Genomic DNA, 15,777 nt, shown 5'->3' with positions numbered 1-15,777 from the left:
TATAACCAATAGATTGCTGAGGGTGAGAGTTTTATCTGTGAGCCCACAAAACAGAACCACCTTATGTTGCAAATCTGCTTTCGTAGGGCTGTTCTTTTACAGGTAGATGAATGATTGCGGAAAATGCGCCCACGCCAATTCCGACCCACCAAACAATATCATAGGTTCCAAACTGGTCATAAAGTTCGCCGCCCATCCAGACCCCAAGGAATGAGCCAATTGATGAGAGAAGAAGACGATACCGTACAAAGTGCCCATATATTTGAGGCCGTAAATCTGACCGACAAGGCCGGATGTCGGCGGCACGGTGGCAAGCCACAAGCCACCCATGACCAGTGAAAACAGGATCACAGTTGTTGGGGTCATGGGGAACATAATGAACAGAATGCAGGCAATGGTTCGCCCGACATAAATCAGAGACAGAAGATATTTCTTGCTGTATTTGGCGCCAAGGGCACCAGCACCGATCGATCCGGCAATATTTGTGATGCCGATCAGGGCAATGGACAACGCCCCAAGTGCAGTTGTCGTGCTGACCCCCATTGAGCGTAAAACGCTATTCGTCGGGATTGCCGCACAGGCTTCAGCAATAAAGGCAGGAAAATGAGCCGTAACAAAGCCAAGCTGAAAGCCGCAGGAAAAGAAGCCCAGAAAAATCATGATATAGGTTGGATCAAAAAAGGCTTTTTTGAGCACCTCTCCCATGGACTCATCCAGTCCCGCACTTCCAGCCGGTGCTGGTTGTGCACGCATCATGGGAAGAACAACCAGAACCGCCATAATAATGCCCGCAAAAACCAGAAACACACTGGACCAGTTCATATATTGCAGTAACAGGTTTGCAAATGGCGGCCCAACAATTTGACCCGCGGAGCCCGCCGCGGTCGCAATACCCAAAGACAATGAGCGGTTTTCATCTGAAGCGGCGCGACCGACGACGGCCAGAATGACACCAAAACCCGTCCCGGCAATACCAAAACCAACGAGGATTTCATAAAACTGGTGTTCTAGTGGCGTGGTTGAAAAAGCGCTAAACACCAGACCAAGCGCGTAAGTCGCCGCACCCAGAATAATGGCTTTTCGCTCCCCGATTTTTTCGGCCAAAGCCGCAAATAAAGGCTGGCCTATTCCCCATGCCAAATTCTGAATGGCAATGGCCAAAGAGAATTCCGAGCGAAGCCAGTTAAATTCCTCGGCGATCGGAATCTGAAAAATACCAAAGCTGGCGCGAATGGCGAAGCCTGTCATCAAAATGATACAACCCGCGATCAGGATCGGGTTGATAAGGGGGGTACGGGTTGTTGTCATTTGTAATTTCTTTTTGGAACGTTTGGTTAGAATGTTTTAGCCATCACCTGCCCAGTTCGCAAGTGAGTAATATTACAATTACCCACCTTTGGTATCGGCTGCCCTGTTTAAATGAATTGCTGCCAGAAGCGCGAAAAAACCGACCATGAGGAGCAGGATCAAAACTTTAAGCACCAGATCATATCCGCCTAGCGCCCACAATAAAGAGCCAATTAGCGCAGCGAATGCATTACCAGTGAAAAAAGGAACGGCCTGTGCACCCGATTTAAGACCAAAATTCTCACCCCCCAGAATTTCACGAGATAACACGGGTTTCATTATGCTGCTGACCCCAATACCACTCCCTTGCAGAATGATAAAGATTGCCAGCATGGCGGGAAGCTTTTCTGCGAGCATCAGGGCCCCAACAGCGGAAATTGAGAAAATATAACAAAGGGCCGTGAGCATTCCGTTTGAAAAATATCGCTCGACCAGCGTTGCCAAGAGCCGGCCAAATACCTGCATGGGCCCCATGAATGACGCTGCCAGTACGGCGGTATCTGCACTGATCTGGCGATCTTTAAGCAGGAGCAACAAGTGATTGATCAAAGTCGCATGCACCATTGAAAGCAACATCAACGCCAACGCAATTAACCAGAATTTGGGCCAAAGCAAAAATCCATATCGCCCACGCCCTTGAATTTGCGCTGTCTCCTCAATTGATTTGAGTGCACTTTCGTGTGGGGTAAGGTTTTTGGCCCCAAAATACATCAGGGGAGCACCAACGAAACTGACCATACATACAAAGGCAATTAACGATATGCGCCAACCAAATTCATCGGAAAGAACATGAGCAACAGGAAAAGAGACTGTGCTGGCAAAGCCGGCAACCAATGTGATCAGCGTAATGAAACGCTTCGCATCCAGCCCTTTTGTGCGAATTACAAAGGCAAAACAAGGCTCATAAAGAGCGAATGCCATGCAAACCCCAAGCCCGGCCCAAATGGCATAGAACCCCGCTAAACTCTCAACAAAAAACAGAGCGGCAACCAGCCAGCCCCCGACAAAAGCACCAAGCGTTAAGGTCAGTGCGCCAAGGCCCTTGTCAATCAGTCTGCCCGAAACAGGAGAGAGTATTGCTGATGTTAAAATCGCAATGGTCAATGCTCCGGTAATCTCGGATCGGGACCAGCCAAGCTCCGCCTCCCATCTGACAATAAGAGCGGGAAATATATAATAGGTACCCGCCCAGACCAGAGTTTGACCAAATGCCAAAAACCAGATGGCGGTGCGATCACTGACAGACACGAAAGAATGCTCCGAAGAGAAAAGGAAAGCCTTACTGTCTTATTGAGCCAGATAGCCACCGTCAACAGGTATCGACGTACCTGTCATGAATTTCGCCCTGTCAGAGGCTGCAAACAAAATCGCATGAGCAATATCGTCAGGCTCACCAAAATGCCCCAGCGGATGCATTTTTTTCAGTTTCTGCGCCAACCTTTCTGCGTCTTTATTGATGTGGAGGACATCGGTTACCATCGGTGTTTCTATATAACCTGGCTGAATGGCGTTGACGCGAATATCATATTTATACTGGGCGCAATATAACGCCGCTGCCTTGGTAAGAGATTTTACAGCGCCTTTGGTGGCGCAATACCCCACTGCGGCAAAGATACCGACATCTGATGCGATGGATGCGATATTCACAATTGCTCCTTTGCGCTCTTTCATTTCGCGAATGGCGTATTTAACCCCCAAAAAAGTACCGTCCACATTTACAGCCTGTTGTTGCCGCCAGCGCTCGAGCGTCATGTCCTCAAGTGGGTCAGAAAAGGAAACACCGGCGCAATTAACCAATATGTCCATTGAGCCGCAAATGGATTTCATTTTTGCGATAGCCTGTTGCCAACTCTTTTCATCAGCCACATCATGCGGTGCAAAAAACAGGTTTTCGTGATTATTGGCGATTTCAGTGCCCGCTTTCTCGTTAAGGTCAGTGATCAGAACAGTAGCGCCCTGTTCAATAAATTTTAAAGCTGTTGCATGGCCAATTCCAGACGCTCCGCCTGTAACAAACACATTCTTCCCACTGAATTCCCCCATCTTATTGTCCTTTTTCGTTTTTATTTAATTCATTTCAAAACAACAGTTTGAGATTAACCACAGGAACTTTTTATATCAACAAAATGTAAATTCCCTTTTCGCAAACTTTCCGCTAATCTTTAAATTAAGAAAGAAAACAATAACCAAAAACCAAATGACCATTGCCACACTCAAACATATAAAAGATCACGAACTTAAAGAGGCCCTCAAGGAGGCTAACTACCCAACTCTATTGCTAACGCTATGCCAGTTAAGTGGCGACCTGGCGTTTCTGGAAGGTCCTCATCTGCCTTCCAAAAGTCTGGACGGGCTGCGACATATGCCACCAGAATTTCAGTCTGAGCTTCGTGAACGCGCTTTCGAACTGATATGCGATATTCGCGATGGAAAGCAGGAGCTGGCTCCCTTACCCGACCCTGAAACACTTCAACGAATGCTATCGATTTATGTGGGTGAACCGGTTGGCGAGGAGTATGTCCCCATGTTCCTTGAGGATATGGGATTTGAGAACACACTCGACAAACATATCAAATGGACTGCAAAACCAGATGCACGTTCACTGGCGGAAAATCATGTAGTCATAATCGGTGCCGGGTTGTCTGGAATTTGCGCTGCCATTCATCTGCAAAAAGCAGGTATTCCTTTCACGATCTATGAAAAGAATGACAGCCTTGGCGGAACTTGGTTTGAAAATACCTACCCCGCCTGCGGTGTGGATACCCCCAATCATTTTTATTCATTTTCATTCGCACCCAATTACGACTGGTCCGCCTATTATTCCAAAAGGAACGAGATCCATTCCTATATCAAAAAAGTGGCACAAGAGTTTGATATCATAAAACATATTCGTTTTTCGCATAGCTTGAAAACAGCCCGCTATAACTGTGCAAACAAGACCTGGGATTTGATACTTACCGACGAAAATGGAACTAGCCAACCTCTGACTTGCAGATATCTGGTGAGCGCAACAGGACAGTTGAACCAGCCGAAAATTCCAGATTTTAAAGGTACAGACAAATTTGAGGGGCCGTCTTTTCATTCCGCCAGATGGCGCCATGATGTTTCACTGAAAGATAAAAATGTTCTGGTGATTGGAACCGGTGCGTCGGCAATGCAATTCTGTCCGGAAATCGCCAAAACAGTAAAGTCCTTAAAAATTCTGCAACGAACTCCCCATTGGATCAGAATTCTGCCTGATTATCATCGCACGGTCGGCGACGGAAAAAAATGGCTGCTTCGCAATATACCATTTTATCAGAACTGGTATCGGTTTCGACTTTTCTGGAGCTATGGTGATGGAATATGGGAGTCACTGCACAAGGACCCTGACTGGCCCGATGCCGAAATATCCCTAAATGCTGAAAATCACCGGCACCGCAATCTGTATATCGAAAACCTGAGATCGGCTTTGAACAATCGCGAGGACCTGCTTGAAAAAGTTATTCCTGCCTACCCTCCTTTCGCCAAGCGTATGTTGATCGATAACCACTGGTGCGAAATGCTGCAAAAACCCAATGTATCCTTGCATACAGCGGGGGTAAAAGCGATTACTGAAACAGGCGTGATGGACACAAATGACGAGCAGCATGAAGCGGACGTAATTATTTACGCGACAGGCTTTCAAGCAGGTAATCTGCTTGGGTCTTTTCAGATATTTGGCAAAAAAGGTCAGGCATTACAGGATTGCTGGAATGATGATCCGCGGGCATATCTTGGGATGGTCGCGCCAGATTTTCCCAATTTCTTTATGTTTTACGGTCCCAACACAAACCTCGCTCATGGTGGCAGTATGATTTTTCATATCGAATGTCAGGCGAGATATATAACAAGTTGCTTGATACAGATGATGGAAAAGGGGCTAACGGAAATCGAAGTGAAGCAGGAAGCCCATGATCACTATAATGAAAAAGTCGATCAGGAACATGAGCAAATGGTGTGGACACATAGCGGAGTGACCAACTGGTACCAAAATTCCAGCGGCCGAATTGTATCTGTATCCCCCTGGCGACTGGTGGATTACTGGCGGATGACAAAAACCGTCCAGTGCGATGATTACCGAATGGCTTAATCCCTACTCCGTGTCAATCCGGTATCTAATATCTTCTTTTTTCTGATCCAGTGATGCCCAGCGATCAAAAATCTGATTGCCCAGATATGTGCCTATAAAAAATAAAAAGAACGGGAAGACAAGTGCCCAGAAGCTGCCAACTCTAAGCCAAATGGCTAATCCTACGACAACGCTAAGGGCTGGCAATATCAGCCTGACCCAAGGCGCCGCCTTCTGTTTAAGTCTGGTTGTTTGGGTAGGCATCTGTTTATCTCCAAACTGCTTTACCCCTTAGTCTATATCAGATTTTGACTTTGCTGGCATTTTTCCGATCTGGAAAATTGATGGCCGCGACGCCAACAATCGCGGCGAATAGACCAATTGCAACCATGGGCGAAATTTGTTCACCCAGAAAAATCACCCCCAACATGACACCAAATCCAGCACGTAAATATGCCTGACTTGCAGTTCCAAGGGAGCCAAGAGTTTTCACCAGTCGAAAATATATTAACAGAGCGACGCCCGTACACAGGATGGACAATGCTGTTGCCGCTGCAACCGCCTTAAATGAAGGCGTCAAAGTCCATGGCTGTTCAAGCAACAGGCTTGCTGGAACGAGTACGATAACAGACCAAATCATGGTCCCGGTCGCCGTCACACCTGCACTCAGATGAGTAAAACGTTTACCATAGATTGCAGCCCCACCGTAAAGGGCTGCAGCGACAAGGGCTGCCAATTGCCCTGCTACTTCCTCGCCAAGGCCTGAGAGGGCTTCAACCCCCACAATCATTATGACGCCAGCTAAACCTATGATCGCCCCGGTAATCTTCAACAACCCTACTTTTTCATGACGTGTTAAAAATACTGTAATTAAAAATACGAATATGGGTGACGTGGAATTCAGAACACTTGTAAGAGCGCTATCTACAAATTGTTGCCCCCACGCGAGGAGCACCCAAGCGCCGAAGCTATTCAAGAAGCCCTGAATAAGCAGCATCTTCCAACTTTTAGTATCGCGTGGGAGCGTTTCGCGCCGGATAGAAATCACCAGAAAAAGGAAAACGGCAGCACCGCTCACCCGATAGGCAATTAAAGTGATAGGAGGAATTTCTGTAACAGCGACTTTGAGGAAAAGATAGGAAGACCCCCATAAAAGCGCCAATACACAAAGAAGCAGTAATTCTATCCATAGGACAGGCCTAGATTGAGGTTCCATTATGTATGCGCTTTCTTATTATCGTTTTTTGATGTGACCAACCACATCTGCACTTCTTCTATAAAGATCATAATAGCAGACTTTTCTCCATCTTGTTTCGATTTGGATCGAAGCGTCAATAACTTGCGGCGTCATGTCACAGTGAAATTCCAGAAGAATTACCTATCTTTGGTTTAAGCGTATTATCGGTAAGATTGGAGCACATTATGAATTCAGCCTCAAAACCGAATATAGAATTGCATGTTCCCCCAAGAGATCTCAGCGACCGCTTTGCATATTCTTTCGTGAAGCTACTCCGGTTTTTCGCTGATCTGTTTTTCCGCAAACGCTATGGTCACAGGGCTGTTGTGCTTGAAACCGTTGCAGCGGTTCCTGGTATGGTGGGCGGACTATTGCAACATCTGAAATCTCTGCGACATATTCAGGATGATAAAGGTTGGATTAAAACGTTATTGGATGAAGCCGAAAACGAAAGGATGCATCTAATGACTTTTGTAGAAATTTCCAAACCCACCCCGTTTGAGCGATTTCTGATCATGATTGTCCAGGCCATATTTTATAACTGTTTCTTCTTCCTATATCTTCTGTCACCGAAAACAGCGCATCGGGTGGTAGGCTATTTTGAAGAGGAAGCTGTAATCAGTTACACGGCTTACCTGCAGGAATTGGATGCAGGACGTCATGAAAATGTAGAAGCGCCACAGATTGCGATCGATTACTGGAACCTGCCAAAAGAAGCCCGTTTACGCGATGTTATTTTGGCCGTCCGCGAGGATGAAGCAGGACACCGCGACGTCAATCATGCGTTTGCAGATGAGCTGAACTAGACACTTATCAAAAATGAATTTTGCTATCCCAGCAGATCACGGCAACGGGTTTCTTCAAGAATAGCTGAAACCCGTTTTTGATCCTGCTCAGACAAGCTTTCAAATTTTTCCCTGATCCATTGCAGGCATTTCCCTTGATAAGGGAACGGATCCTGCACCCATGCTTTTCCTTCAACTTCAGCTTCAACGGTCTTTTGCCCCGCCAAAAGCGCTTTGGCATTTGCCAGCATAACCGGAACATATCCACGGCCAACTTCCTTCAAAATTTCAAGAAGCGTTGGAGGGACTTCATTACCACTCAGCCAATCATCCTCAGACACTGTCAAGCCGGATAAATCGTCGACCATATCGACCCATGCATATACGCGCGGAGCCATTTTTTCCGTTAATTTGGCGGGTGTCGGATCAAATTTCGCCAACTGAGTGAGCTGACCATAAGCTGCAAAATCTGCAGCCGCCGGGCGCCTTCCGAATAAAAAGGCAAAATTCTGCAAATGGGCATTCAGGGCTTTAATATATCGTTTATAGCTCCCCTCAATAACCGGCGCAGTTACCTCATTAGATCCAACAACATAAAGTCGCGATATCTGACGATTGGAAAATTCCTGTTTCAATTGCAAGAGCTGGTCATCATCAGCGGGCTTTATATTCCGCCAGCGAGGTAACACATTCCCTGCTTTTTCTATATCATCGGAGTAATACCAACGATAATGAAACATTGCTTTCGTAAGCCACTCATCAGCAAAGTCTTCGAGCAGAAAATCAAGAAACTCAATCACTGGATCGTTCGGGATCACGGATTTCCCGGTGATGCTTTTCTCAAACCGCCTAATCAGAGGAGTGCTATCGACCGCAGCATCCAGTTTCCCATTTTCATCTTCAAAATAAAAAGTTGGAAGCAAGGGAACTTTCGGTTTGGGCAGTGTTTGAAGCTCATCCGCCTCCGTCAGCAGCAACCTGTAAGGAATATGCCGATATCTTAACAAGGCCGTCATTTTACGCGTATATGGAGAGGCTGGAGAGCCTTTTAGAAGTTGCATTCCCTGCATCGACATGTGGTTTTTCCCGTTCTTGTTTTTCTTTTAGATGATACTAAAACCACTTACCGCTGCAGAGCAAGTATCCCTTCAGACAAAAAGTGAAATCTCATTTACCAGGAGCAAAGAGACGCTAGCCAAACATATCTGCCAGTTTTTCCCGATAGGGTGCTGTAATTAACCCTTTTTCCGTAATCAAACCACTAACAAGGTTATTAGGTGTTACGTCAAATGCCGGGTTCCTGACCTGAATTCCTTCTGGCGCGGTTGACACCCCGGCAAATGTTGTCACTTCACCCGCCTCACGTTCTTCAATTGGAATATCCTCACCCGTAGCCGAGTTCAGATCGATTGTGGAAGATGGGCAGGCAACATAAAATGGAATACTGAAATGTTTGGCCAAAATAGCAACGCCAAGCGTACCAATTTTATTTGCTACATCACCATTTGCGGCAACACGATCAGTACCTGTGATCACCATATCGACGAGGCCTTGGCTCATTAGGTGAGCTGCCATGTTATCGGTGATCAAGGTGACATCAATACCCGCCTGCTGTAATTCCCAAGAGGTCAGGCGTGCACCCTGAAGCAAGGGCCGCGTCTCATCGGCATAGACTTTAAAAGGTATCCCGTTCTGATGAGCCAGATACATTGGCGCTGTTGCTGTTCCAAGTTCTGAGGTTGCCAGTGAACCAGCATTGCAATGGGTCAATATTCCCATTCCGGGTTTAATCAGAGGCAAACCATTGCGAGCCATACCAAGACAAAGCACAATATCTTCCGCATGTATTTTTTCCGCTTCCTGAATTAACTGTTGATGTAGCTGGGAAGTATCAGCCAAATCAGTTTGGACAACCATCTCCTTCAAGCGGTCCATTGCCCACCTCAAGTTTACAGCGGTCGGTCGTGCATCACCTAGATAATCCGCAAATGCGAGAGATTTTGATTTATAATCGGATATATCCGCGTCTTTAAAAGGCTCCAACGCAACACAAAGGCCATATGCCGCCGCAATCCCAATTGCAGGAGCACCGCGGACTTTTAACTGTCGAATGGATTGCCAGACCTGCTTTTCATCTTTCTGCTGCTCAAACACAACTTCAGCAGGAAGGCGCGTCTGATCCAGAAGGTACAGCTTGTTATCCTCCCACCGGATGGCTTTGGGCAGCGATTTGGGAAGCAATTGTACCTTGTTCATTTTTCTCACCAATTTTGAGATTTGGATCACTCACGACATCGGTTTATTATTTTAGCGGAAAATTGAACCGTGCCAGAATTTAAATCTCGTCCAAAGAACCTGTCCCGCGCCAACAGTAATGCAGGGACAGATTAATTAGCGAAATTCAAGCCGCGATATCTTCGCAAATCCTGCGTTATTTTTGAGTCCATTTGCCACTTTCAGACAACACCCACGTCCCATCAGGCGCCTTTTTTATAATTTCTGCGGCATAAACACGCCCTACCTGCTCTACGCTAACCCCTTCTTTTTGAGCTCGTTTAGCGTAAATTTCCCGGCGCTTGGCGTTCACAGTAGCCACAAAATCTTTGGCTGAGTCAGATCTGGCTCTGGCATAACCGTCAAATGCCTCTCCGACCGTACCGGCGCTGCGAAGTTGATCCAGATCATCAGCTAATGCCGGTGATATTATCATTAGTGAAGCCGCCAGAAAAAAGCTTCCGAAAACAGTTCTTACGAAATTTCTGCGTGTCATGGGCTGCCTTTTGGATAAGTAGGTCATGTTAGAAAATTCCCGGATTAGCTTGAATATCTTCTTTTGCTTTCTCTTCGATTTTCAACCGAACTTCTGCGTCAAGTTTGATATTAAGGTTAATTGTTATTGGCTCTGCAGGAGCTTCAACTTTTACCGTTGGCGAACAGGCTGTTGCAGTCATTAACGCAGAAATAGCGAGCAACGCTGCAAAAGATAAATCCGGTTTCTTCAAATCGCATCCCCTGACCATTATTTTCTACCCTTCAAAGTAGCACGTAGCGCCTGTTCGGACAAGCGATAGCCATCCAGAATTGTCCCAAAGATACGATCCAAATTTGTCGAAAGATTGACATTGAGGATAACCGGACGACTATTTTCAACTTCCGGGTTTGACCCTTTGGTATGTAATGTGACGACATCCTCACCGCTTGCCGGTTTTCGTATGATGAGTGAGAGTTCAGAATAGTTGAAATTTTCAAGGATATCGAAAAAGAGCTTTGTCTGAGAGCCGCCAGACAATAACGCCTGACGCGCAGCTTCTGATTTAACGCTTAAACGTCCAGGCCCCTCACTTTCAAGAAGGGCATCGGGTATAATCAGTTTTTCACCATCAAATTGCAGGGGAATAACTCCTTTTAAACTGCCGGAAGCGACAACATCCTGTAAATCACCCAGAGCAACGAGCTGCTCAACTGAAAGATTGGTTAGATAGACTTTCAAGCTATTCACTTTGGCTGAGGGATCAATTACTTCGTTATTTATCTCTGCAGCCCCGCCGAATAGATTCATGATCATCCGATCAATTTTCAAAACGGGCCCTTTATCTGTCTGTTCGATCGCAAAGGTGAGTTTAGGCTCCTGTAGTGGGATCCCCGCCGTTATCTGGCGCGCCTCTACATATTGTGCCGGTGCAGTTTTTAACGGAATAAGGCCTGCAAAATCTATTGTTCCGTTTAAGCCTGATATTTTAGATCCCTCTTGCTCGATGGAAAGATCATCGATGACAAGCTCACCCTGACCATCAGTTATCCCGTTTTTAACCGAAAGCACAATATTTGCCCCGACGCCACCCTCAATAGTCATGTTTTCAGGTGGTTCTTTCAAAATACTGGAAAGTTTCAAACCATTGGGCCCGAACTGAACTGTAGGGAGTTGGGCATGAATTTCGCCGGTAGCATTATCAAAATCATATCGGCCTTCCGCTGTTAAGAAATCCCCGATCAAATCTGACCTGAAAACGGAATTCAGTTGGAGTACTTTGAAATCGGTTTTTGAACTGGTGCTGAGATAGACGACTGGCTTTAAGGGATTTTCCTGCAAAGGGTGCAGCTTTGCATTTTCGAACTCAATACCCATTCCAGTAAAATCTTTGCCAACCTCTAACACCATTTCGGAAAGTGTGACGTCAAAGAAATTATCGTTGGCTCCGATGCGGGAGATAAAATTAGACACCGTTAATTCTGATTTTTGATCCAATCTGAATTTTGGCGCAGATACAGCAAAGGACGTTGCTGAAAAAACGATATTTTTATCCTGATAGGAGCCTTCACTCAGATTTGCAGATAGTTCAAATTCCGGGGAAAAATGGCGATCCCATTCAGCTTTCCCTTTCGCCGCAACCTGGGCAGAGAGTTTGCCATCCAGAAACGCCAATAATGAGTTTATCTGAGAGGGGCTGGCGCCACCTTGCCCAATTGTCATAAGTGGCAGTTGAAAATTTGCTGAACCAGTTTGCGTTTGCAAATTCTGCCTCGCATCAAAAACAATCCCAAACCCTTTATTAATTGATTTAACAGTTCCGATTAAACCAATAATATTATTGGATAAATTTATTTTTGCATCCACTTTCGAAGCTGGAAAAACAGGAACCTCTACCGGGTTTTCGAGCACTCCTGTGACTGCTATCTGCACTTGATTTTTCGTGCTATTTGCAATCTTGGCGGTAAAGTTCTTTGCCAAGATTTTTTCTCCTCCTGCATGGATTGCAACAGTAGGAACACTCACTGATCCATCAATGATGTTGAATTCGCCTGTGGTCACAATCTGCAGCCGGGAGTTCTGGGCCAGAAGAGGAGCCGAAATTTCACTCTTTCCCAAGGAAACGCTAATCCTTTTAAGAGAATTCTGCATGTCAATTTCAAACTGATCTGCCGTTAGTTCTCCCTGCCCTGTACCGCTGAGGACCGCTGAAATTTTTGGCAAAGCTGAAAGTTCCGGGAATAAATGAAAGGGTTGCAATCCATTTTCACTGAACACCAAATCATCAATGACATAGGATATCTCACCGCTCAGATTTGCAGGATCAAGTTCTCCACTCAGTTCAATAAGTTTGGTTTGATCCTGGGTCGCAAGCTGCATATTCAAAGAAGCATGCGTGCTTGAGACGGCAGCTTCGCCGTCCAACTGCATCGGTGTAAATAGTGGATTTTCGCCTCGCTGCCCAATTTTGAATTGAGCAAGTTTTACCGCAAACTCCTGACTTGTCGCTGAACCTGAAACGGACAGTTTTCCGTCAGACAAGGCAATTACATTATCACTAGCCTGCAGATGACCGGAAGCCAGTGCATTCACATCAATATTTCCATCTCTACCAAGCGAAGCCGATCCTGTTAAATCGATAGATCTGGCGTCGGTATCCTCAAAAATATGAAAATTACCAATCTGAATTTGAGGAACCAGCACTTGTTGGGGCGACGAGATGTTCTGCTCAGTACTGGCCAGAGACATCAGTTTTTCAAATGCCGGATGTTGTAAATCAGATATATTTATCGACAGGTTGCTAACGGTGATTTTGCGAACCACACCCTCAACAAGGTCTGCGGGTGAAAACTCCACAGTCACATCGCTTGCCTGAATGACATCTGACAGGTTTGCGGTTTTGATCTGAAGTTTTGTAAAATTCAGATCAACAATCTGCAACTCGGCCTCTTCAATTCCTAGAATATCAAAAGCAACGGTTGAGAAAAATTGAGCAATTGAAATGCGGGCAAACCAAATGCTGCCCAGCACCAGTACAATAAAGGCAAACACCGCTGCAATTTTTTGCAGCGAAGTTATTTTAAGCGGAATTGGAGATCTCTGTTTGGGCATTTTATGAAGCGTAACGGATCGCTTCAAATGTCCAAAGCAGTTTTTCGTTAAATGGATGCAGCGGCCCGGGCCGCTTGATCATACAAACCGGAAACCCCCCGAAGCACAGTTGCGGATTTACTGATTTCTGCAAAGTTCCGATCAGTGGAACTGGCTGTTTCCACAAGGCAGAGCTCACGAATTTTACGATATTCCTGACAGACTTTCTGGCCCTTGGCAGTGGTCTTGTAAAACATCTCCTTGCCCCGCTTGGTGCCTTCAATCAATTCGGCTTTCACAAGTTTTTTCATGGAGTAATTAATTGTATGGCTATCTTCCACATTCAGCATAAACCCAACATCCACCAACCGCTTTTCTCTGGAACGATGATTGACGTTATGGAGCACCAGAATATCCAGCCCATTAAAATCGCTATAGCCCACCGCGGTCATACAGCGAACCATCCAACGGTTAAAGCGTTATATGCCATGACCAAACCATACTCGAGCTCGCTCATCTGCCATCCCTTTTCAGAGGCCAGATGTTCTGAGGATACGATATGAGGTGTGTGCTCTTCAGTCATTTTTGTCTCCTTGTTTTTGAGCCAGCCTACATATTATTTGGCAGATAAGTCACCAGATCAGGCCAAACGACTATCGCACCGAGCGCAATAAACATAAGCAGGAAAAACGGCAGCGCTGATTTGGCGACATTTAAAATATTGCGCCCTGTAAGTGATTGCAGAACGAACAGGTTAAAGCCGACAGGGGGTGTGATTTGCGACATTTCGACGACAATGACGATGTAAATTCCGAACCATAAAGGATCAATTCCGGCCTGTTCAACCATGGGCATAATGACGGAAGTTGTCAAAACCACCACCGAAATTCCATCCAGAAAGCAGCCCAGTATCACAAAGAAAATAGTGAGCGCGAACAAAAGCTCATACGGGGAGAGGTTCATCGTCCCAATCCAGGTCGCCAGCATCTTTGGTATCCCGGTGAACCCCATCGCAACCGTCAGAAACGCGGCCCCTGCGAGGATAAAGGCAATCATGCAGGAGGTCTTGGTCGCCCCCATCAGCCCTTGAAAGAACGTATCCCGGTTAAGGGACCCCGTTGACCAAGACAAGACCAGCGCCAGCAAAACTCCCACCGCTGCGGCATCTGTTGGAGATGCAATGCCAGCATAAATGGAGCCCATGACCCCAACAATTAACAGGATGACAGGAATGAGCCTGCGCGAGGCGTACATTTTTTCCGCTAGTGTATAGCGCGTTGTTTCCGGAGGAAGTTTCCCGCGGTTTAACAGGGCCCAAATCATGACAAACCCGACGAACAATAACACCAGTAATATGCCTGGGATGACCCCTGCAATAAACAGGCGTGCAATTGATTGCTCTGTCGCCACACCGTAAACAATCAGAATAATGGAGGGTGGAATGAGCAAGCCCAGAGTTGCCGACCCAGCCAAAGTTCCAATAACCAGATTTTCAGGGTAATTCCGTTTTGAAAGCTCCGGTATGGAAAGTTTTCCGACCGTTGCCGCAGTTGCCGCTGATGACCCGGATACCGCTGCAAAGATGCCACAACCGATGATATTGACATGCAATAATTTACCCGGCATGCGCCCCATCCATGGCGACAGGCCGGTAAACATGTCTTCAGAAAGGCGGGATCTGAAGAGGATTTCGCCCATCCAGATGAATAGTGGCAAAGCGGCAAGCGCCCAGCTGTTACTATGCCCCCAAATTGTCGTTGCCAGCACATCACCCAAGGGGGCGCCACTGAACAAGGCCATTCCCAGCATTCCGACGGCCATCAGGGAAAAGGCAACCCATATTCCCGAACTCAGCAGAAGTAAAAGGACAATCAGCAATAAGGCTGTGAGTGTGATTTCGTTCATTAAAGCCCCTCCTCTTCCAGCTTTTCGAGGAGATTTTCGCCTTTACCCTCATAACTTGCCGCACCGCCACGCAGCACAGTTATCAACTCATCAATCAAAGCAATGGACAGAATGGCCAGACCCAATAGAACAGAAGACTGGGGGATCCAGATCGGGACAGCGACCATACCTGAGGACATATCCTCATAAACCCAGGATTCATGTACGAGAAAGCCGGTATAGATGGTTGCAAAAATTGTAATGGCAGACACAAACACCAGACACCAAATTTCGGCCAGATGCTGAATTTTTTCAGGTAACTGCTGCAATACCAGAGTGACCCGAATATGCCCTCCTTCACGCAGGGTGTATGCGAGGGCCAAAAAAGAAGATGCCGCCAGAAAGAAGCCTGTGAAATCGGAATATGACGGTATCGTCAAACCAATCGCATCTTCGAACACCAAACCGGCCACTCGATCAATCATGTTCAGGAATACTTGCGCAACTACGAGCACTGCGATTAGCAATATGAAAAAAGCGCCCAGCAACCCACCGCCTTTATACAGGCTGTTTAAGACTAGCCTCATCCCAACTC

15 protein-coding genes and 1 pseudogene are annotated in these 15,777 nt (G+C 46.4%); 2 read left to right on the top strand and 14 right to left on the bottom strand.

Going from position 1 to position 15,777, the window contains the following annotated elements:
* Window positions 1–61 precede the first annotated feature (61 nt).
* The 3 genes and pseudogenes from JCM23214_RS21690 to JCM23214_RS17640 all read right to left on the bottom strand — a co-directional run bounded on the left by JCM23214_RS21690 (window position 62) and on the right by JCM23214_RS17640 (window position 3,390).
* Window positions 62–1,308 (bottom strand): annotated as a pseudogene (locus tag JCM23214_RS21690) (MFS transporter).
* Window positions 1,309–1,386: 78 nt separating this feature from the next.
* Window positions 1,387–2,595, bottom strand: a complete 1,209-nt coding sequence (locus JCM23214_RS17645; protein WP_025900096.1) for an MFS transporter — start codon at window positions 2,593–2,595, stop codon at window positions 1,387–1,389.
* Between the two features lie 39 nt (window positions 2,596–2,634).
* Window positions 2,635–3,390, bottom strand: a complete 756-nt coding sequence (locus tag JCM23214_RS17640; RefSeq protein ID WP_025900095.1) for an SDR family NAD(P)-dependent oxidoreductase — start codon at window positions 3,388–3,390, stop codon at window positions 2,635–2,637.
* 154 nt (window positions 3,391–3,544) lie between these two features.
* Between JCM23214_RS17640 and JCM23214_RS17635 the strand changes: the two genes are divergently transcribed.
* Window positions 3,545–5,458, top strand: coding sequence for a flavin-containing monooxygenase (locus JCM23214_RS17635; protein ID WP_025900094.1), 1,914 nt, complete (start codon window positions 3,545–3,547; stop codon window positions 5,456–5,458).
* Window positions 5,459–5,461: 3 nt separating this feature from the next.
* On the opposite strand, the gene JCM23214_RS17630 is transcribed toward JCM23214_RS17635, so the two are convergent.
* Together JCM23214_RS17630 and JCM23214_RS17625 are read right to left on the bottom strand one after the other, a co-directional pair.
* Entirely contained in the window at window positions 5,462–5,701 is a 240-nt protein-coding gene (locus JCM23214_RS17630) for a hypothetical protein (RefSeq protein WP_025900093.1), read from the bottom strand.
* Between the two features lie 37 nt (window positions 5,702–5,738).
* Window positions 5,739–6,653: a DMT family transporter gene (locus JCM23214_RS17625; RefSeq protein WP_025900092.1), complete on the bottom strand. Its 915-nt coding sequence runs from the start codon at window positions 6,651–6,653 to the stop codon at window positions 5,739–5,741.
* 206 nt (window positions 6,654–6,859) lie between these two features.
* On the opposite strand from JCM23214_RS17625, the gene JCM23214_RS17620 reads away from it, so the two are divergent.
* A complete protein-coding gene (locus JCM23214_RS17620; RefSeq protein ID WP_025900091.1) occupies window positions 6,860–7,480 on the top strand; it encodes an alternative oxidase in 621 nt (206 codons plus the stop codon).
* Window positions 7,481–7,503: 23 nt separating this feature from the next.
* On the opposite strand, the gene JCM23214_RS17615 is transcribed toward JCM23214_RS17620, so the two are convergent.
* From JCM23214_RS17615 to JCM23214_RS17580, 9 genes are all read right to left on the bottom strand, one after another.
* Window positions 7,504–8,535, bottom strand: coding sequence for a glutathione S-transferase N-terminal domain-containing protein (locus JCM23214_RS17615; RefSeq protein WP_025900090.1), 1,032 nt, complete (start codon window positions 8,533–8,535; stop codon window positions 7,504–7,506).
* A gap of 115 nt (window positions 8,536–8,650) precedes the next feature.
* A complete protein-coding gene (mtnA, locus tag JCM23214_RS17610; RefSeq protein ID WP_025900089.1) occupies window positions 8,651–9,715 on the bottom strand; it encodes an S-methyl-5-thioribose-1-phosphate isomerase in 1,065 nt (354 codons plus the stop codon).
* A gap of 175 nt (window positions 9,716–9,890) precedes the next feature.
* Complete coding sequence (locus tag JCM23214_RS17605) at window positions 9,891–10,169, bottom strand: YdbL family probable chaperone protein (protein ID WP_051548246.1); 279 nt, start codon at window positions 10,167–10,169, stop codon at window positions 9,891–9,893.
* A gap of 88 nt (window positions 10,170–10,257) precedes the next feature.
* Window positions 10,258–10,461 carry a YnbE family lipoprotein gene (locus JCM23214_RS17600; protein WP_025900087.1) on the bottom strand — a complete coding sequence of 68 codons (204 nt, stop codon included), beginning with the start codon at window positions 10,459–10,461 and terminating at the stop codon, window positions 10,258–10,260.
* Between the two features lie 17 nt (window positions 10,462–10,478).
* Window positions 10,479–13,319: an intermembrane phospholipid transport protein YdbH family protein gene (locus tag JCM23214_RS17595; RefSeq protein WP_025900086.1), complete on the bottom strand. Its 2,841-nt coding sequence runs from the start codon at window positions 13,317–13,319 to the stop codon at window positions 10,479–10,481.
* A 47-nt stretch (window positions 13,320–13,366) separates the two neighbouring features.
* On the bottom strand, window positions 13,367–13,750 hold the full coding sequence (locus JCM23214_RS21685; protein ID WP_199899729.1) for a winged helix DNA-binding protein: 384 nt from the start codon (window positions 13,748–13,750) through the stop codon (window positions 13,367–13,369).
* Window positions 13,747–13,881 carry a hypothetical protein gene (locus JCM23214_RS26195; protein WP_267879436.1) on the bottom strand — a complete coding sequence of 45 codons (135 nt, stop codon included), beginning with the start codon at window positions 13,879–13,881 and terminating at the stop codon, window positions 13,747–13,749. The genes JCM23214_RS21685 and JCM23214_RS26195 overlap by 4 nt, the downstream gene beginning before the upstream one ends.
* A 26-nt stretch (window positions 13,882–13,907) precedes the next feature.
* Window positions 13,908–15,203, bottom strand: a complete 1,296-nt coding sequence (locus JCM23214_RS17585; RefSeq protein WP_025900085.1) for a TRAP transporter large permease — start codon at window positions 15,201–15,203, stop codon at window positions 13,908–13,910.
* Complete coding sequence (locus JCM23214_RS17580) at window positions 15,203–15,769, bottom strand: TRAP transporter small permease (RefSeq protein WP_025900084.1); 567 nt, start codon at window positions 15,767–15,769, stop codon at window positions 15,203–15,205. The genes JCM23214_RS17585 and JCM23214_RS17580 overlap by 1 nt, the downstream gene beginning before the upstream one ends.
* Window positions 15,770–15,777 lie beyond the last annotated feature (8 nt).

Source organism: Sneathiella glossodoripedis JCM 23214, assembly GCF_000616095.1.
Classification (GTDB): domain Bacteria; phylum Pseudomonadota; class Alphaproteobacteria; order Sneathiellales; family Sneathiellaceae; genus Sneathiella; species Sneathiella glossodoripedis.
The sequence above is the reverse complement of the archived record's forward strand: the minus strand, read 5'-3'. Positions and strand labels throughout refer to the sequence as shown.